Genomic DNA, 18,551 nt, shown 5'->3' with positions numbered 1-18,551 from the left:
AAAAGAAATGGAAGCAAGGAGGCTCGAACTCCTGACCTTTCGCGTGTGAGGCGAACGCTCATCCCGGCTGAGCTATGCTTCCATATAAAATATTATAGCACTTTGTTTTCAAAATGCAAGAGAATTTCAGGTAAGATTAATTTGTATATCACAAATTTTTGTAGTATAATCCCAGTTAAAGATTTATATAAGAAAGGATGCAGCAGCATTTTTGTAAAAATCGGAAGTAGCAGCGGATTTTTATGAAATCTGACTGGATAGCTGGGACATATGTATAAATTACTGTTTGTTGATGATGATAAAGCCCTTCTTAAAATGCTGGAGAATTATTTCCGTTTGAGAAGATACCGCATTCTGCTGGCAGAGGATGGTATGGAGGCGTTGGAGAAAATTGAGGATGTCCCGGATTTGATCCTGCTGGATATCAATATGCCCCGCATGGACGGCATGGAGCTGTGTGTGAAAATACGGGAATTGGTCTCCTGTCCGATCCTGTTTCTAACTGCCAGGGTAGAGGAGCAGGACAAGGTAAACGGCCTTCTGGCAGGGGGGGATGATTATATACTCAAACCGTTCAGCCTGAAAGAACTGGAGGCAAGGATCTCGGCGCATATAAAGCGGGAGGAGAGGAACCGGCACAAGACCCGTTTAAAATACAGGGAGGGCCTGCTGCTGGACTACAGTGCCAGGAAGGCAATGTTTGGGGACAGGGAACTGGAACTGACAAAGCTGGAATATGATATCGTAGAATTTTTATCCGGGAATCCCGGACAGGTATTTGACAAAGAAAGAATTTACGAAAAAGTATGCGGCTATGATGCGGAGGGTGACAGCCGGGTGATCACGGAATTGATCAGAAGGATCCGCAGAAAAATGGGGGAATATACCGGGACAGAGTATATTGAAACCGTATGGGGAAGTGGGTACCGATGGAAAAAATAAAAAATCTTTCGCTCAGGAAAACAATCATACTCTATGTGGCTGCTGCACTGATACTCACGTTTTTTATCTCCTCAGGCATTATCCTGACGGCGGAACAGACGCAGAAACACATATGGGGCCAATACACTGACAGTGATATACTGTCGGGTCATGAAGTGGGGTACGGATATATTGCTGAAGTGGAAAGACCTGACAAAAACCATATGCTTTACCGGGACTACATGATATCACAGATCTGCGATGCGGTTGAAACCTGGACCATGCTGTTTCTTCCCATGACGGGAAGCATTATCGCGGTTTTCTGTTTTTACAGGGATAAGGTCAAAGAACCTCTTGAAATTCTCACAGAGGGTTCCAGGAAGATACAGGAAAACCGTTTGGATTTCCCTGTGCATTACAGGAAAAAGGACGAGATGGGACAGCTCTGCCGTGAGTTTGACCGGATGCGTTCCCAGCTCCAGGTAAATAACAAGAAGCTCTGGAACATGGTGGAGCAGGAGCGGACTCTGAAGGCTGTCATTGCACATGATATCCGTTCCCCTCTTGCCGTGCTCCGGGGATATCAGGAGACCCTTATGGAGTTTCTGCCGGGCGAACAGTTAAGTGAGCAGGATACAAAAGAGATACTGCAGTCCGGTATGCAGCAGATTGACCGGATGAATGCTTTTGTAGAGCAGATGCGGCGGCTGTCAGGGATTGAAGAAAGAGAGATCCATTATGAGAAAATAGAAACGGCTGTACTGCTTCGGTATATGGAAAATACGGCAAAGATTCTGGCAGACAGGGAAGAGTGCCGGGCCGTGATAAAATCAGAGGATATACCGGAAAGCTTTCTGGGGGATTATTCTGTCATCTGTGAGGTTTTTGAAAATCTTCTGGGAAATGCAGTGCGGTATGCCAGGTATATGATCCTTATTTCTTTGGAAGTTTCTGAGGATAAGCTTTTTATATGCCTTGGGGATGACGGAGAGGGATTTCACGGGGAGGAGGACGAAATCACAAAACCTTTCTATCATGATAACCTGGCAGATGATTTGAAACATTTTGGACTTGGCATGTATTTGAGCAAATTATACTGCGAAAAGCATGGAGGTAAGCTGCTTTTAGGCAGTGCCCATATAGGGGGTGCCTATGTAAAGGCGGGGTTTCATGTGCAGAGAATAGAATAGAGACAGAAAGTATGCAGTGCCGGAAGAAATTCCGGCCTTTTTGTTGTCTTTTTGTTGTTATTTATAGTTTATGATCAAAGCATAACAAGGAGGAATGCATTATGAAGGTTATAATCAAAAAAGAGCTGAAAGGGTTTTTGAAAAATCCGATCTACTATGTGGGAATTCTGCTGATCGTTTTTGGACTTTTTCAGATCCTGCAGCCGTATCTGAAGCTGCATTACTGGGAAAATGATGCGCAGGTTGCGTCTGCCAGGCTGAAAAATATAGCAGATGCAGATATTATGGACGGATATCTGCCGGCAACAGAGGAGGAGCAGATTGAGCTGGCCTTGCCGGATATCTGCAGAGAACTCAGGGAATCTCTGGATGTCAGCAAGGAAGAAACCGATGCGATAACAGAAATGTTTCTGAAAGAGAAATACAAGCAAGACGAAATTATGGATTATCTGATTGACCATTACAGCTACACCAACATGGATTATTACTTTCAGGAGGCAGAGCTTAGACAGGGGAGCGCAGAGGAAGTTAACGCGTACATGGAAGAAAAATTCGGACAGATGCGCTATTCCGAATATTTTGCCAGGAAATTCGCAGATTTTGCAGGACTGTTCTTCGTGTTTTTTTCCGCTGTGTTAATGGCATTTTTATTTCTGCAGGATACAAGAAAAAACACTTATGAACTTCTCCATACGAAACCTGTTTTGGCGTGGCAGTATGTGTTAGGGAAAATCACGGGAGGTTTTTTGGCACTTTTGCTGCCTCTTGCTCTCATCACTTCCTTTTTCACTTTCTTATGTCTGCAGAATGGAAAAAACCAGGGATTTCCGGTAGCTGTGTGGGATGTATTCGGAGCGGCATTTGTGTATATTCTGCCAAATCTGCTGATGGTCATCTGCGTATATGCCCTGACGGCATTTATATTTAAAAACCCGCTTCCGGCCACACCGCTTTTGATCCTTTACATAGTTTATTCAAATATGGGGAGTATTGGACCGGATGGAAAGTACGGGTATTACGGAAGACCGCTGGCTATTATCGTGCGTTTTCCGGGGCTGCTTTTGGACACTTCCCCGCCGCCGCTGGCTGTTATGAACCAGACCATGCTTCTTTTTGCGGCAGCCGGAGTTATTTGGGGGTGTATAAAGATTTGGAAGAAAAGGAGGGTATAGATGAAAGAGATTAAAATATGTCTGCCGCCTTACAAAATGATCTGTGCCTTTTTCTTTATCTTCATTTTGGCGCTTGTCAGGGGGATTTCTGCTGTAGATGAGATTGGGCCTACGATTGATACCTATATTGCCCTGCTGACACTTGTCCTGTGTGCAGATACCTGTTATCAGGAGATCCCCGGAGGTGCCTGGGAGATCCTGGCTATCAAACCGGGAAAAATACAAAGGAGAACGATCATGCGGCGTTTTGCTGTACAGTTTGTATTTTTGATCTGGGTGGCAGCGGCGGGGTATGGTATGTTTTATCTTGTACAGCATCCATATATAGCAGGAAAGGAACCCAACCGGTTTTTAACCGCAATGGCGGCAACAGCGGCGAGTATTGTTATGTTTGAGGCTGTCCCTGTATTTTTTACAAAAGTCACAGGCAGCCTTTGGGGTTCAGTGGGGGCCTCGGCTGTCCTCTGGTTTTTCCTCATATCCAGCAACGCGGTAAAACTGCCGGCTTTTCTTCAGATCTTTGCCTTCGGAGGCAGTACCATGGAGGCGGGAGATATGAGCTGGCTCAGTGGAAAAGCAGCAGCACTGGTCATTGGAGCAGTCTGCATCTGGGCAGTTGGTGATTTTGGCAGACACACAGTTAGAAAGAAGAAAGAAAGGGTATAGGTGAGTATATGTCAATTCAGATAGAAAATGTAACGGTTGCGTTTCAAAAAGGGGTAAAGGCCCTGGATGATATTTCTTTTACAATTCCATCCGGAGTTTATGGGCTTCTTGGGGAAAATGGTGCTGGCAAGACCACACTGATGCGGGTGCTTGCCACACTGCTTGGGCCGGATTCCGGGGAAGTGAGGATGAATGATTTGCTATACAGGGAGAGAAATTATCCTTCCATTCAGAAGAAAATAGGATATCTTCCACAGGAACTTTCTCTGTATCCCAATCTGACGGTCCGGGAGTGCCTGGAATATCTCGGGGCAATGTCCGGTATCGCAGAGGGGGAATGCAGGAAGCGGATCGACTATTACCTGGAAAAAACAAGCCTGGAGGAACATCAGAAAAAGAAAATGAAACAATTATCCGGGGGGATGAAACGGAGAGTGGGTTTGGTTCAGGCACTTTTAAATGAACCGGAGTTTCTTATTGTGGATGAACCCACAACGGGGCTGGACCCGGAGGAGAGGATCCGTATCCGGAATCTTCTGGTGGAATTTGCTGTGGGGCGGACCGTATTATTCTCCACTCATGTGGTGGAGGATCTGGCGGCAGCCTGCAGCCAGTTGTCTGTGCTGAAAAAAGGGAAAATGCTTTACAGCGGTTCTGTGAGTGAGCTGCTGAAACTGGCAGATGGGCATGCCTGGATATGTAAAACAGAAGAGGAGCAGCAGGTGCGTCTGCTGGAACAGAAATATCATGTCTCCTCCAAACAGATCCTGGAGGATGGCATGACCATCCGGGTGATCAGTCCGGTGAAGCCGGAAGTGCCGTGCAGTCCGGCGAAAGTGACATTGGAAGACGCATACATTTATGTGTCGAATTTCTAAATATTTGGATACAGGCAGGCCGCGGTTCAATGAATTCCGCGGCCTGCCATTTTCTATGCTGTGAGTCGGTTTTTCGTGTATGAAATATCTTTTGAGCTGTAAGTCCCTAACGGTTACCTGAAATTATTCATTGCCGGAGAAGGAGCATTTTCTTCCTGTGTGTTTCCGGAATCTGTGCTGTCTCCCAGTGTGACAGAGACCGTTTTCTCCTCATAGCTGTTGTTTTGGCCCGGAACCTGCAGTGCCACATCCACGGTTTCGCCGGCCTTATAATACTGGAGCAGACTCTGTAGCTGGCTGATGTCTGTGATAGATGTACCATCAAATTTTGTCAGGACACTTCCGGAAGAGATGCCTGCTTTTTCGGCTGCACTGCCGGAAACGACTTCTGAGATGTACACACCTTTTGGAAGGCCATAGATTTCTTCTGCTTCACTTGTAACATCAGCACCTTTGATTCCCAGACTGCCCTGTTCCCCTTCAGAAACTTTTTCACGGGTGGTTTTGTTCATAAGTGTTTCGATAATGTCAGAGGCCCTTGACATGGGGATGGCATATCCCATGCCTTCTACTTCTGTGGAGGCCAGTTTTGCGGAGTTGATGCCAACGACCTCCCCGTTCATATTGAGAAGGGCACCGCCGCTGTTTCCGGGGTTGATGGCAGCATCTGTCTGAATATAAGTAGCAGAACCGGAGTCATCTGTGCTGGCACCCGTCTGGGAAGAGGAACCGGAAAGTGTACGGTTTACAGCGCTTGCGATACCTGTTGTGACGGACTGTCCGTAGCCCAGTGCATTACCAATGGCTACAACCTGCTCCCCTACCTTCAGGGAATCAGAATCACCGATGTTAGCCACTGCGATCGCTGACATGGTTTCATCGGAAATACTGTCAAGCGGTACTGCGATAACAGCTAAATCGTTCTCTGGGTCCGTACCTTTTACTTTTGCTTCCAGTACATTGTTGTCAATGAAACATACGGAAAGGGTATCTGCGTTTTCCACAACGTGATTGTTTGTCACAACTAAAAGTTCCGTATCATTTTTTCCGATGATAATACCAGAACCCTGGCTTTCTGTCTCCTGCGTCTGTGGATATCCGCCGTATCCGAACTGGCTGAAATAATTCCGGACTTCCTGTACGGATTTGTTCGTTATGGCAACAATGGAGGGCATAGCCGATGCTGCGATATGGGACACATCCAGGCTTCCCGTGATCGTACCGGAACCGCTGGAAACTGCTGTTGTTTTCAGAAGGCTGGATTTTGAACTATCACCGCTGTCTCCTGAGGCACCGGAGGAAGCTGCTGGCGCATTTGCGGTGTAAATATGATTGACCGCCTGGAAAGAACCGGCTGCCACGGACCCGAAAAGAACAGCACTCAGAGTCAGGGTACCAATGCGTTTTGCAAGGTTTTTCTTCTTGTTTCTGCTGCGTTTGGATGGCTTTTTATCAGATTCCGGTGATCCTGTAGGGCCGTCTGAAAGAATCGGATAGTGGGACTGCTCGTTGTTATTGTTGTTATCTGAATTAAAATCATAGTAGTTTGACATAATGAATTCCTCCTCAATTTTACGTTTACCTCAATTTTACGTTTATTATTATTTGTTTGTGTTTGTATGTTGCTGCCTCTTTGTTTATGTCTATAGAATATCGGATAATTGTGGTGAAAATGTTTTGATTCTGTGATGAAATTGAGGAGGAAGTGTGTAAATTTGGTGAACTGATGTGGGATGGGGAAGAAATGACTTGATGGATATAGAAAAGGGGCTATCTCATTTTGATAGTCCCTTTGGCTAAGCTTATATTTTTGAGAACCGATACTCCATGATAAATTCCTCATCTTTGTCGATGACAGCCTTAAAGCCCAGGCCTTCATACATTCGCAGTGCGTAATTTTCCTTCTGCACAGACAGGGAAACTTTTTCATAGCCTTTTTCTTTAAGCAATTCCAACATCTGCCTCATCAGTTCAGTGCCTATGCCGCAGCCCCGGTACTCTTTGAACAGGGAAACGGCAAATTCCGGTGTCTCGTCATCAATATTGCCATATCCATGAATATTTCTTACCCAGACAGCGCCCGCTAACTTGTGGTCCACCTCTGCGCATAGGCAGAAGTCATCTTTCAGAGTTCCGAAATCCTGAATGTAAACCTGTAATTCCGGATTTTGTATTATTGTTTTTGGGAATGGAATTTCGTTCTCTCTCTGGAAGATAGATTCATACAAAAATTCCGCCAGAAGCGGATATTCCTGTGGGTACATTTCTCTTATAATATATTTCATAGCGTCCTCCGATTTTTTGTAATTTTAGAAATCGGCTGTCCTTCCACACATACGGATACCCCCTTTATATAATATAAGATCATTGTAACAGCCGGGATGTGTCTTGTCTATATAGAGGCGTGTAAAACATCGGTTTCTAACAGGAAATCCTCGTTGCTTATCCATACTTTTTTATGGTAAGATATAAGCAAAACAGTTTGGAGATTGGTGCATGAAAAATAGTGATTCAATACTACAGATTACAAGTGAGGCGTTTTCGGATGAAGGATATATGCCCAAGAGGTATACTGGTTTCGGCGAAGATGTTTCACCGCCTTTTTGCCTCTTGAACTTGTCACCCAAAGCAGTTTCTGTTGCGATCATTATGAATGATCTGGACATTCCTATGGTAAAAGAATATACTCACTGGCTGATCTGGAATATTCCGCCCCAAAAGCAGATACCGGAGAATATCCCATATGGGCCTGTGGTGCAGGAACTGGGCAATGCAGTACAGGGAACAGCTTATGGCAAGAACAGATACCGAGGACCAAAACAGCCTATATTTATTAGAAATACCCACAGGTATGTATTTCGCATCTATACACTTGACTGTTTTTTGAAACTTCGCAAGGATGCGGGAAGGAAGGAACTGCTCGATGCCATAAAGGGCCATGTGATTCAGGAGGGCAGTATAACCGGCAGATATAAGCGATGATTTCCGGGAAGTGTTATAATATGTACCGGCAGCGTATTGCAGACTGTAGAAGTAATATAGGAGAGAAACATGGATAAGGATACTGTGATTCATTATGTGGAGATAGACAAAAAAGATGCTTCCATCTACGATGAAATAGAGATGAAAGTAAGAGTGAAAGAAATCTATGAGGTTAATGGGAACGGGGTGGATGATATTACCTTTCAAAAGAAAGAAGTATCACCATATACAAAAGATTTTACAGAAAACGCTAATTATAAAAGATGGAAAAGGCAGTTTGATTTAGAAAACTGGAATTTTTTCGTGGCATTTGATGGGAACAGGCCAGTAGGTGGAGCTGTGCTGTGCAGTCATTCGTCTGAGCTGAATATGCTGGAAGGGCGGGAAGATTTGGGTGTTCTGTGGGATATCCGTGTGGATTCCGGTTATAAACATTGTGGTGTGGGGCAAAGACTATTTCAATTGGTAAAGGTTAAGGCAGAGAATTTAGGTCTTATACAGTTAAAAATAGAATGTCAGAATAATAATGTTCCAGCAGTGGATTTTTATTTCAAACAGGGGGCACACATAGGCGCAGTGAACAGGTATGCCTATTATGGAGATAAGGATGCGGCAGATGAAGTGCAGTTCCTTTTATATGTAAATTTGTTCCCTGGAATACATAACTGAAAAACAAAAGAATTGTTTTATCATTCATGAGTGTGATATGATTTACGAAATCAGATTTTTTAAAGGAGAACATTTATATGGCGAAAACGGCATGGATCTTCAGCTACAAACTCAAGAAAAATGTGAGCGAGGAACAGTTTATCGAACGAACAAAAAAGTTACACGATGAAGTTATTTCTAAAGCGAAAGGATTTATTTCCTGGGAACATTACTTACAAGATAAAGTGTGGACTGACTTTGTTCTTTGGGAAACAGAAGAAGACGCAAATAACGCTACAACGGTAGGACAAGGAAAAGAAGTTACGGAGAATTTTTATGCTTGTATCCAAATGAATACTTGTAGAGCCTTGATCTCAAAACTTGTTAAAAAATACTAGAGTGAGTCGGAATGAATTTTCAGACACACTCTAGCAGCTTAATTCGTTCATAAGTTCAGTATGGGTTTCGGTCAGTTTAGGGCTTGGATCTTGGCGAGGGATTTTGCGAAACAAAGTGTAGTGTTATACGTTTCTTTGGCGTTGCTGCTTCAAATGCCGCTGCTATCGGGGAGGGTAATTGAAGCGGCAGGTCTTTTCCTGGTTCACAACTGCAACCGGACAAAATACAGTCCGGACTGTGCTGCCGGCAGTCACGGGCAGGAGAAAAAATTTAGTGGATATGATTCGTTTTTGTGGATTTTTACAGGATTGACAGGTTAGAAGAAGGAATGTATAATCGGTTTATCTGGAGAGCAATTCATTTAATCTGCGGCAGGTCTGCCGAAAGTTCCAGAAAGTATAAAATTGAATATGGACGGATGAAATGGCGGGAATGGCAGAGTTTTGCGGTGATTAGCAAAGTGATAGTTGATATAAGCTGTTTTTTATATTATACTTATGGTATAGAATACAATTGCCAAATTAACTGCTAAGTGTGCTGTGATCTGATGGCTCAATCTTTGCTTTTTTATCCGGGAAGGAGGTCTATGAAAGGAATTATGCTGACAGCAATGGATGAGGAAGTCTATGAAGGGCTGTCAGATAACGAGATTTTTGCAGATTTATTTAACGGCGCCTTGTTCGGCGGAAAACAGGTGATCAGGCCGGATATGCTGGAACAGGAAAATGAGAAAAAGGTGATGCGTGCAGGAAGAGAGGGCGGAAAGCGGGTGATACTCCGTAGAATCCGGGATGTGCAGAAACTGTCTGTGATGGGGGATAGCTGCCTGGCAGTTATACTGGCGGCAGAGGGACAGAGGACGGTACATTATGCTATGCCTGTCCGCTGTATGCTTTACGATGCCATTGATTATACAGGGCAGGTGGAGCATATTGTAAAGGAGAGAAAAGGAGAAGGAAAATTAAAGAAAGGGGCAGAGTATCTTTCCGGGATGAAGAGGGAAGACAGGCTGCTGCCGGGGATCACGATCGTTTTTTATTATGGGGAGGAGCAGAGCTGGGATGGGCCGCTGAGTCTTCATGATATGCTGGATATCCCGCCGGAACTGAGACCGTGGATGGAGTGTATCCAGGATTACCGGATCAACCTGGTGTGCAGCAGTACAGTGGAGAGCAGTAATTTCAGGACGGGGCTTCGGGAGGTCTTTGAATTGCTTCCGCTGCTGAAAGATAAAGAAGGGATGAAGGAATTTCTGGAGGCCAGAAAGGATGAGTTCATGCATCTGGATGCAAAAAAGGGCTGGCTGGTGTCAAAATTCCTGAATGTTCCTGCTTTGAAAGAGCTGAAAGAAAATGAGAAAGGAGAGGTGGATATGTGTACGGCCATTGAGGAAATGATGGAAGAAAGGGAAGAACGTGGAATATTACAAGGAATAGAGCAAGGAATAGAGCAAGGAATAAAACGTGGAGAAGTACGAGTAAACCAATTGATTGAAGTATTGTTACAGCAACCATGCCAGAATGAGGCCTATAAAGAAATCCGGAGGGCAGTAACAGACCGGGAATATCAGAAGAAACTTTTTGATAAGTTTGGAATTTAGAAAGCTTTATATTCTGTAACGGATGGGGCGTATTCGTAGTTTCAGAAACTGGTGTCAAGGCATTAAGGGGCGGAGGTGGACGGACAACCTCCTATGGGGGCATTCCCCGCCACTTTGCAATACAAAGCATTTTATTTAACGGTAAAGAACTGGTGGGCTCTATGCCGGCACAGATGTTACGCGATCCCGTTAAATTAAGACAGATTTTGGTGTGTACCGTTTCAAATCTTTTATTCTTTTTGCTCCTGTTTTTTATATTTTAAAGAAATCTTCTTCAATAGAATATGAAACGTGTACAGAAGTAACAAAACGCCCCAGGAACCAGCCTCGGCATATGCAATGATCATATTCCCGCACAGTCCGACAAAAGCATATGAAAATATAATCCGGGAAATCAAGGAAATAACACCTGCAATACTGGAAAACAGTATATCCCCAATTCCTTCTATGTAGCCCCGAACCGACGCCGCAATGCCAAAAATGGCATAGAAAACAGCAATTGTCTGAAAATAATTTTTTCCAATCTCCGTTACCTCCGGGCTTACTCCAAACATAGCGATCAAATAGCCGCCGGTCTCCACTATGAGCCATGTCAGCAAAAGGGAAACGCAAAACATCATTGCAGTGCCAACGCAGACAATCTTGGGAATCTGCCTTTTCCTTCCTGCACCAAAATTCTGTGCCACAATTGTGGATATTCCCGAGCCAAGATTAACGATCGGCAGAAGTACCATAGTATCCACGCGGTAGGCCGTGGTGATCGCCGCAACGGTCTGTGTTCCGAAGCCATTCATGAAATTTTGTAATATGAGTCCTCCCAGTGAAGTGATGCTGGATTGGATCATAGGAGGAATTCCTAAATGAAGCCCCTCTTTCAAAACGGAGTAGTCCAATGTCCATTTCTTTACAGAGAAACGAAGGCAGGAATGCTTCTTTACACTATATAAAATAATAAAAATTGTCATAAAAGTCTGTGATATCACAGTTGCAATTGCCGCACCGACAACACCCCAGTGCCAGACACTTACAAATACAAGGTCCAGTATGACATTTACAACAGATGAAAATAAAACAGCTGCAAAAGGTGCACGGCTGTTCCCAATCCCGCGAAGCGCTGAAGCATAAACATTATATACGGCAAGGAAAGGGATTCCAATCAATATTATCTGCAGATAATCCTTTGCCATATAAATAGTATCCTGTGTTGTATTCATGATACGAAGCAGCGGATACGCTCCTAATATACCGATGATTGATATTATCAAAAACACACCGCCGAGGATTACAGAAAATACAGAAAGTATGTTTGAAATATGGACCTTTTTTCCTGCACCGTACTTTTGTGCAAATAAAATACAAAGTCCAAGCGTAAATCCCGTAATAGCGTTGAGGAACAGATCAACAATGGTACCGGTCGAACCGATAGAGGCAAGCGCCTTCTCTCCCATTGTATTCCCGACGATAAAGGCATCCACCCAATTATAGAGCTGCTGCAGTATACTGCTCAAAATAAGAGGTACACAAAATCTGATCAATGTAATTGCTATATTTTCCGTTGTATTTTTATCTCTGTTCATTATCAAACTTTCCCCCAAAAACAAAAACCGTATACAAGACATAGCCTTGTATACGGTAGGTGCTCACCCGTTGATTAATAAAGTATATCAAATAGCTGTTATAATTACAATAACAAAGTAAAAGCCCAGTCTCCCCGTATAGAACACAAGCTGCGGACTATATTAGTCAGCATATAATATCCTTGATCTTATGAAGCAGAGTAACGGACACGGCGCCGGATATATCAATATTTCTAACTTTATCCGGGTAGGTCAGATTAAAGGAAACGCGTGCACTATTTTCAGTAACCGGGACTGTGAAACTTCCGGATGCGGAAGCATTACGTGACGCAGAACCGGTCGGGGCAAAAAAAGAATACAACCGTTTAAGCGTCCCATTGATTTTAGGTGTGATCTGCATGAAACTGTCCGCTTCCGGCGTTGCTAAAAATATAAAATCTATAAGATACAGATATCCCGGTTCCAGAAAGATTTCTGCATCCGTTAAAGAAATATGATTACCCTCCTGAAACAAAACAGCCATTGGCAGGTCAGATTTAGACGGTGGATTTGCTTGTACACCGTATTGTGCGTAAGAATATGTTTCACATGGTTTCATGCAGCCACAATGAAAGTCATTAAAATTCATATTATATTTTCCCTTTTTCTTTATAGTGTATGGTTTACAAAATAATATTGCCACAGATGGAAAATGACCGGACAGACACAACAGACTCTGCTGCCCGCCAGTCCCCTTCGGTCATCAGGCAAGCCCCTGTCATTTCCGTTTCACATTACCGATCTCCCTGATTACGCTGTATAATAAACACAACGAACAGGGACACCTCTCTATGCAGACTATGGAGGAAGTGAAAAAGGAGCAGGAGGAAATCCGCTGGCGTACAGAGGAGCCGGATTTACATTGTAGCGGAAAGGCTTGGTGTAATCCCAGGTATCAAAAACGATAATATGCTTCAGGGACTTGCCTGCATATTTCAGCATACCCGCCTCGCCTTTTCTTCCATTATAGTGGAACGTATGTGGAATGGAGTCCCGGAAACGGTTCACTTAAGACCCTCGGCAATGATGGCTCTGCTGTCAACACTACTGGTCCGTTTTGACATAATGGCTTTATATTCCGGGGATGAGAAGCAGTATTTTCCTGTGGCTGCACTCAACGGTATAGATGCCAACCGTTGCTGGGTTCTTTTTTGCGATTCTGCGTTTATTATGTCGCAAACATGTATGGTTAGTGGTATAATGGATTATGATTTTCATCCGCTGCAGGAAAGGGATATCTGCACAGATGAAGGATTCAGAGAACGGAAGGAATAGGAGAACAACATGCTTGTAGTAATGAAATTCGGTGGCAGCTCGGTGGCTGATCTGGAGAAGATCAAACATGTGGCAAAGCGCTGCATAAAGAAATGGAGAGAGGGAAACCAGGTGGTTGTAGTCCTCTCTGCCATGGGAAAAACCACGGACCGGCTGCTTGCCCAGGCGGGAGAGATCAGTAAGATGCCGTCCAGACGTGAGATGGACATGCTTCTGGCAACAGGGGAGCAGGTGTCTGTATCCCTCATGGCAATGACAATGATCCAGATGGGGGTGACAGCCATCTCCCTGAACGCATGGCAGGTGCCCATGCACACCACCTCAGTGTACCAGAATGCAAAGCTGAAAAGGGTAGATGCTGAGAGGATCACCAAAGAACTGGATTCCAACAAGATTGTTGTAGTGACCGGATTCCAGGGCATCAATAAATATGACGATGTTACCACCCTGGGAAGGGGCGGTTCTGACACCACCGCTGTGGCGCTTGCGGCTGCCTTGAACGCGGATCTGTGCGAAATATATACAGATGTGGACGGTGTGTATACGGCAGACCCCCGCATTGTACCGGATGCCAGGAAGATGCCGGAGGTGACGTACGAGGAAATGCTGGAATTTGCATCCCTGGGGGCAAAGGTGCTGCACAGCCGCTGTGTGGAGATGGCAAGGCGGTATAATGTGAATCTGGTGGTAAAGTCCAGCATGAGTGAAGAAGAAGGGACCATTGTGAAGGAGACGACAAAGATGGAAAAAATGCTGATAAGCGGTGTGGCCGTTGATAAGAATATTGCAAAAATCGCAGTTTCAGGTATGAAGGACAACCCGGAGAGTACTTTCCGGCTCCTGAACCTCATGGCAAAGAACGGGGTGAATATTGATGTCATGATCCAGTCCCTGGAAAAAGACGGAACCAAGACGCTGACATTCACTGTGGCAAGGCCGGATATGATGATGACCCTAGACCTTCTGAAAAAAAACAGCGACGTGATCGGAAATGCAAACGTGGGCTGTGAGGAAGATGTGGCGAAAGTCTCCGTGGTGGGGGCAGGGGTGAGCTCCAATCCGGGCGTGGCGGCAAAAATGTTCGAGGCCCTGTCAAATGCGGGGATCAACACAGATATGGTGACAACCTCTGAAATCCGCATTACTGCGGTGATCAAAGAGTCTGAAGCGGAAATAGCTATGCGGGCAGTACATGACAGATTTGCGTCTGAGTGGGAATAAATGCTTTTTGCCCAGGAAAACTTGTTGTGCATTTAAGTTGCGCTGTGCTTTACCGTACGAAATAAAGACTTAGTATGGAAAGGCGGAATCAACGTGGCAAAAAAGTGATGATCAGCATGGCGGCGGAGCGGGCCGGGGTTTCCCGGGGAACGATTGACCGTGTGCTCAACCGCCGCCCCCATGTCAAGCCCGATGCGTATGAGAGTGTGAGACCGATATTCCGGATGAGAGCATTGAGCGGATGGACAGCCAGCTTGGACAGCAGGTCCGGGGATCGCAATGTGCGCAAAAGACCAAATTGCTATTGTGGAGAAAATAGATGAACTCATCTGTGCGGAAAATCTGAAGGGCAGAATATAGGCTGCCGCTGCTTTCCCCCTGTTGGGGGGGGCGGAGAATAAGTGACAGATCTATAAGGTCTCTTCCACATAGAGTTCTATCTCTTTCGTATTGTTAATGCGAATGACAGGTTTTCCCGAACCTGATTCAAGTCTGTTCCTTTTGAGCAGACGCTGCGGATCATTTATGGTACCGTTTTTCGTTGTATTAAAATTCAATTTAATATTATCGGGTAACTTATCTAAACAAACAGAAACACCTGGAGATATACCGGATTCTGAACCCTCCAGCGTAATATTATGATCCAGTTGCTCAGCCTCCAATTCAAGAACTACAAATGATTTGTCTGGGTGAATAAATACATCCGAGTGTATTGTGTCAAAATGGATTTGATGAAATTCCCCGGCACTCTCAATTTTTTCAAATTCTTTCCGGGGTATGTAAACGACAATGGAGCCAAGAATATTATTATCCGCTTCGGCATTTTCCATCATAAGGCTGATATTAAGCAGACTGCCACTCTGGTCACATCGGACTTCATATTTATGATCAGCATTCAAATCGGCATTATAAAATTCAAAGTTATTATTTTCACTCTGCTTTATGACAACAGATCTGGCATTCCCGCTTATATTGACATGGCTGATATTTCCGGCCTCAATATCATCATGTACTTTTTCTCCATTCTCACTCCTCGTAATATTTAAAGTGTTTTTTTCATCTTCACATGCAGTGAATAAAACCATGCAAAGAACACATACGCAGAGTAGGCGTATTCCTTTTATTTTCCTCATTTTCCCCACCTCTTAATTTTTGACCGGTGGTGCATCCGGTACAATTTCCAGCCGGATGCACCACCAACCTGATTATACTATACATGCAGAAAAAAATATAGATATGAATATTTTTTCCGTTTTGCGGTTTTGTGCAAAGGTTCGCGGACACGTTTAAACAGACCCCCGACTGCCGTTATATTGCTGATCCGCCGTGGCTGAACAGCAGAGGAACGGCGGATGTGACCATCCGCATCTGGCCAAGGGGGAAGGCGATGTGGATCTTGAAGGCATATTTGAGACTTTACGCGAGATGGATCTTGCAGAGCGGCAGCTTAGGACAGATGCGCCTAAGGCGGGCGGTGATAATATAGCCTGCGTCTCCAGTTTGGCTTTCCTGAAACATCCTTAAATTCGGGTTTCTTTAAAATGATTGCTTATCTATATTTGCTATGGTAAAATTAAAGGAAAACTGACTGGGACGGCCGGGCATATTGGGAACAGGGTCTGGACACACGGTGGAGGAATATCATAGCTGAGGGGGATAAGGGGTAATGATCATGCAGGATAATACAGAGAAATCAAAAGAACGTGTGGGAAAAAGAAAAGGGTCTATCATCTGGAAATTAAGCTTTAATCTGATGGTGATCCTGATTCCGGCCCTTGTTATCATGATCGTGGTGGCGTGCGTGGTGGCGTCCCAGTCCATTTCCGGGCTCAACAATAAGCTGCTGGATGTACAGACAGACTATGCCATTTCCATTGTGGATGATTTTTTTAGTGGAAAGATAGCAGCTGCCAGTATGTATGAGAATGACGCTATGCTGATCCAATACTTTGATACTGTGGAAAACGTGGAGGATATTGAGCAGTATGGAGAGAAAGAATCCCTGATTCGCGAGTTGTCAGACACGCTGGAACGGACGGGTGATGAGAAGGTGATGCAGGTATGGGTGGCGGATGATAAAACGGACAATTACCTGTTCTCTACAGGGGAAACGGGGAAAGCAGGCCTGGCAGAGCTGGAATGGTACGAGATGGTGATGGAAAGCAGGAAACCCATAGTGTCGGACCCCTATCAGGACGTTTTTTCAGGGGAGACAGTAGTATCAGTTGTGGCTCCTGTTTTTTCTGATGAGGGGTCAGATATCATTGGCTTTTTTGGACTTGATGTGACTATGGACAGCCTGGCTGAACTTCTTTCCGGAATAAAAGTGGGTGAAAACGGCTACATGGAGCTCCTATCAAACTGCTCGGTATACATTTACAGCAATGACAAAACCTCCATTAACAGAGGGGTGGATGAGCTGGATATATCAGATGATTATAAGAAAAAAGTCCGCGAAAATTACAGCGGAACCTATGACTTTACATACCGGGGGATTGACTATACTGCCATATTCAGAAACAGCCAGACAACCAAATGGCTGGCGATCGCCACACTGCCTGTCTCGGAGATGAATGCCACGCGCAGCCATCTGATACTGTTGATGGCAGTGCTGTCTATACTGATTCTCTCTCTTTTGATCGTAATGGTTGTGGCGGTTGTCCGCAGGATGATGCAGCCTCTGACAGAGATCAGCAGCCAAATGGAGAGCTTCGCAATGGGAAGGCTGGATGTGGATATTGAGATTCACAGAGACGATGAGATTGGGCGCCTGGCAAAGAGCATTCGTATAACGATCCATTCACTGAAAAACATGATCGTTGATGTGTCTGATATACTGGGGGAAATCTCCAATGGGAACCTGAATGTAGAGATGAAAGGCAGCTACATGGGGGATTTTATACATATTAAGGAAGCCCTGGAGCAGATCACCACAGCTTTGAATGCTACGCTTGGACAGATCAACAGTGCCGCGGAACAAGTATCAAGCGGTTCCAGCCTGGTTTCGGACGGAGCCCAGTCACTGGCGCAGGGGGCATCGGAGCAGGCCGGTACTGTGGAGGAGCTTGCGTCGGGGATTCATGAAATCTCTGACCAGATAACATCCAATGCCGCCAATTCAGAGAATGCCAGTAAAAGAGCTTCCGCTGTGGGAAGAGAGGCAGTTGAGAGCAACAGCCGTATGCAGGAGATGCTGGCAGCCATGGACGGCATCAGAGAGAGTTCCAAGAAGATTGGAGATATTCTAAAAGTAATAGAGGACATCGCGTTCCAGACGAATATCCTGGCGCTGAATGCCTCTGTGGAGGCCGCAAGAGCCGGTGAGGCAGGCAGAGGTTTTTCCGTGGTGGCCGGTGAAGTCAGAAACCTGGCATCCAAGAGCGCCCAGGCAGCTAAAAACACCACAGAGCTTATTCATAATTCCCTGCATGCAGTGGAATATGGGACGAAAATTGCAGATGATACGGCAAAATCCCTGCAGAATGTAATGCGGGGGGCCGGTGAAGTGGCAGACGCCCTAGATAAGATCTCGAAAGCATCCGGCGGGCAGGCTCACTCTGTAGAGCAGGTGACCAGGGGGATTGAACAGATTTCTAATGTGGTGCAGGATAATTCGGCCACCGCAGAGGAGAGCGCAGCAGCCAGTGAAGAACTCTCGGCACAGGCAATTCTGTTAAAAGATCTCATCGGAAGATTTCGTATCAAGGAGAACCGATGATCTGGCCGAATCTGTGGGGACGCAAGACGGTATCTGGCACAGGGACTCTCCGTTCAGGAGACTGCAGAGCGCACAATGTACCCGGTTGAATTTGTGAAACAGATAAAATGGTAAAACAGATAATAGCTGACAACTCCTGCATGGAGCGGTCAGCTATTTTCATTATACTGTTATTTTACTGTATACGCAATGACTGCGGCCTTTTTCAAGTCTGGCTTTTGTGTGCATTCTGCCAATGTTCTGTTCAAAGTGATTGCAGATTTAT

The 18,551-nt window shown here is 45.0% G+C and carries 16 protein-coding genes, 1 tRNA gene and 1 pseudogene; 12 read left to right on the top strand and 6 right to left on the bottom strand.

Features of this window, described 5'->3' with window-relative positions; all coding sequences use genetic code 11:
- Nucleotides 1–8: 8 nt before the first annotated feature.
- Nucleotides 9–82: transfer RNA gene (locus tag A4V09_RS12370), tRNA-Val, on the bottom strand.
- A 188-nt stretch (nt 83–270) separates the two neighbouring features.
- On the opposite strand from A4V09_RS12370, the gene A4V09_RS12365 reads away from it, so the two are divergent.
- The 5 genes from A4V09_RS12365 (at nt 271) to A4V09_RS12345 (ending at nt 4,827) form a co-directional block, all read left to right on the top strand.
- Nucleotides 271–942 (top strand): response regulator transcription factor, encoded by a 672-nt coding sequence (locus tag A4V09_RS12365; protein WP_065542624.1) that lies wholly within the window; start codon nt 271–273, stop codon nt 940–942.
- The gene (locus A4V09_RS12360) at nt 930–2,111 is read left to right on the top strand and encodes a HAMP domain-containing sensor histidine kinase (protein WP_065542623.1); all 1,182 of its coding nucleotides are present in this window, start codon (nt 930–932) and stop codon (nt 2,109–2,111) included. Before A4V09_RS12365 ends, A4V09_RS12360 begins: the two co-directional genes overlap by 13 nt.
- Nucleotides 2,112–2,212: 101 nt before the next feature.
- Nucleotides 2,213–3,283 carry an ABC transporter permease gene (locus A4V09_RS12355; RefSeq protein ID WP_065542622.1) on the top strand — a complete coding sequence of 357 codons (1,071 nt, stop codon included), beginning with the start codon at nt 2,213–2,215 and terminating at the stop codon, nt 3,281–3,283.
- Entirely contained in the window at nt 3,284–3,949 is a 666-nt protein-coding gene (locus tag A4V09_RS12350) for a hypothetical protein (RefSeq protein WP_065542621.1), read from the top strand.
- A gap of 8 nt (nt 3,950–3,957) precedes the next feature.
- Complete coding sequence (locus A4V09_RS12345; RefSeq protein ID WP_065542620.1) at nt 3,958–4,827, top strand: ABC transporter ATP-binding protein; 870 nt, start codon at nt 3,958–3,960, stop codon at nt 4,825–4,827.
- Between the two features lie 113 nt (nt 4,828–4,940).
- On the opposite strand, the gene A4V09_RS12340 is transcribed toward A4V09_RS12345, so the two are convergent.
- Together A4V09_RS12340 and A4V09_RS12335 are read right to left on the bottom strand one after the other, a co-directional pair.
- Nucleotides 4,941–6,380 carry a S1C family serine protease gene (locus tag A4V09_RS12340; protein ID WP_065542619.1) on the bottom strand — a complete coding sequence of 480 codons (1,440 nt, stop codon included), beginning with the start codon at nt 6,378–6,380 and terminating at the stop codon, nt 4,941–4,943.
- A 249-nt stretch (nt 6,381–6,629) separates the two neighbouring features.
- Nucleotides 6,630–7,112, bottom strand: a complete 483-nt coding sequence (locus A4V09_RS12335; RefSeq protein ID WP_065542618.1) for a GNAT family N-acetyltransferase — start codon at nt 7,110–7,112, stop codon at nt 6,630–6,632.
- A 211-nt stretch (nt 7,113–7,323) separates the two neighbouring features.
- On the opposite strand from A4V09_RS12335, the gene A4V09_RS12330 reads away from it, so the two are divergent.
- The 4 genes from A4V09_RS12330 (at nt 7,324) to A4V09_RS12315 (ending at nt 10,456) form a co-directional block, all read left to right on the top strand.
- Nucleotides 7,324–7,809 (top strand): YbhB/YbcL family Raf kinase inhibitor-like protein, encoded by a 486-nt coding sequence (locus tag A4V09_RS12330; RefSeq protein ID WP_065542617.1) that lies wholly within the window; start codon nt 7,324–7,326, stop codon nt 7,807–7,809.
- Between the two features lie 69 nt (nt 7,810–7,878).
- Entirely contained in the window at nt 7,879–8,478 is a 600-nt protein-coding gene (locus tag A4V09_RS12325; RefSeq protein ID WP_065542616.1) for a GNAT family N-acetyltransferase, read from the top strand.
- A 77-nt stretch (nt 8,479–8,555) separates the two neighbouring features.
- Entirely contained in the window at nt 8,556–8,855 is a 300-nt protein-coding gene (locus A4V09_RS12320; protein WP_065542615.1) for a hypothetical protein, read from the top strand.
- Nucleotides 8,856–9,442: 587 nt separating this feature from the next.
- Nucleotides 9,443–10,456, top strand: a complete 1,014-nt coding sequence (locus A4V09_RS12315) for a hypothetical protein (protein WP_065542614.1) — start codon at nt 9,443–9,445, stop codon at nt 10,454–10,456.
- Nucleotides 10,457–10,686: 230 nt separating this feature from the next.
- Here A4V09_RS12315 and A4V09_RS12310 read toward each other — a convergent pair whose 3' ends face one another.
- Both A4V09_RS12310 and A4V09_RS12300 read right to left on the bottom strand, forming a co-directional pair.
- The gene (locus tag A4V09_RS12310; protein WP_065542613.1) at nt 10,687–12,033 is read right to left on the bottom strand and encodes an MATE family efflux transporter; all 1,347 of its coding nucleotides are present in this window, start codon (nt 12,031–12,033) and stop codon (nt 10,687–10,689) included.
- A gap of 837 nt (nt 12,034–12,870) precedes the next feature.
- Nucleotides 12,871–13,014: a hypothetical protein gene (locus tag A4V09_RS12300; protein WP_198168538.1), complete on the bottom strand. Its 144-nt coding sequence runs from the start codon at nt 13,012–13,014 to the stop codon at nt 12,871–12,873.
- A 342-nt stretch (nt 13,015–13,356) separates the two neighbouring features.
- Here A4V09_RS12300 and A4V09_RS12295 point away from each other — a divergent pair, with 342 nt between their 5' ends.
- Nucleotides 13,357–14,568 (top strand): aspartate kinase, encoded by a 1,212-nt coding sequence (locus A4V09_RS12295; RefSeq protein WP_065542611.1) that lies wholly within the window; start codon nt 13,357–13,359, stop codon nt 14,566–14,568.
- A gap of 410 nt (nt 14,569–14,978) precedes the next feature.
- Here A4V09_RS12295 and A4V09_RS27000 read toward each other — a convergent pair whose 3' ends face one another.
- On the bottom strand, nt 14,979–15,701 hold the full coding sequence (locus tag A4V09_RS27000; protein ID WP_065542610.1) for a hypothetical protein: 723 nt from the start codon (nt 15,699–15,701) through the stop codon (nt 14,979–14,981).
- Between the two features lie 140 nt (nt 15,702–15,841).
- On the opposite strand from A4V09_RS27000, the pseudogene A4V09_RS12285 reads away from it, so the two are divergent.
- Together A4V09_RS12285 and A4V09_RS12280 are read left to right on the top strand one after the other, a co-directional pair.
- Nucleotides 15,842–16,139 (top strand): annotated as a pseudogene (locus tag A4V09_RS12285) (hypothetical protein); the annotation flags it as partial.
- A gap of 101 nt (nt 16,140–16,240) precedes the next feature.
- The gene (locus A4V09_RS12280; protein ID WP_065544759.1) at nt 16,241–18,286 is read left to right on the top strand and encodes a methyl-accepting chemotaxis protein; all 2,046 of its coding nucleotides are present in this window, start codon (nt 16,241–16,243) and stop codon (nt 18,284–18,286) included.
- Nucleotides 18,287–18,551: the final 265 nt, after the last annotated feature.

This window comes from Blautia pseudococcoides (genome assembly GCF_001689125.2).
Lineage (GTDB): Bacteria > Bacillota > Clostridia > Lachnospirales > Lachnospiraceae > Blautia > Blautia pseudococcoides.
The sequence above is the reverse complement of the archived record's forward strand: the minus strand, read 5'-3'. Positions and strand labels throughout refer to the sequence as shown.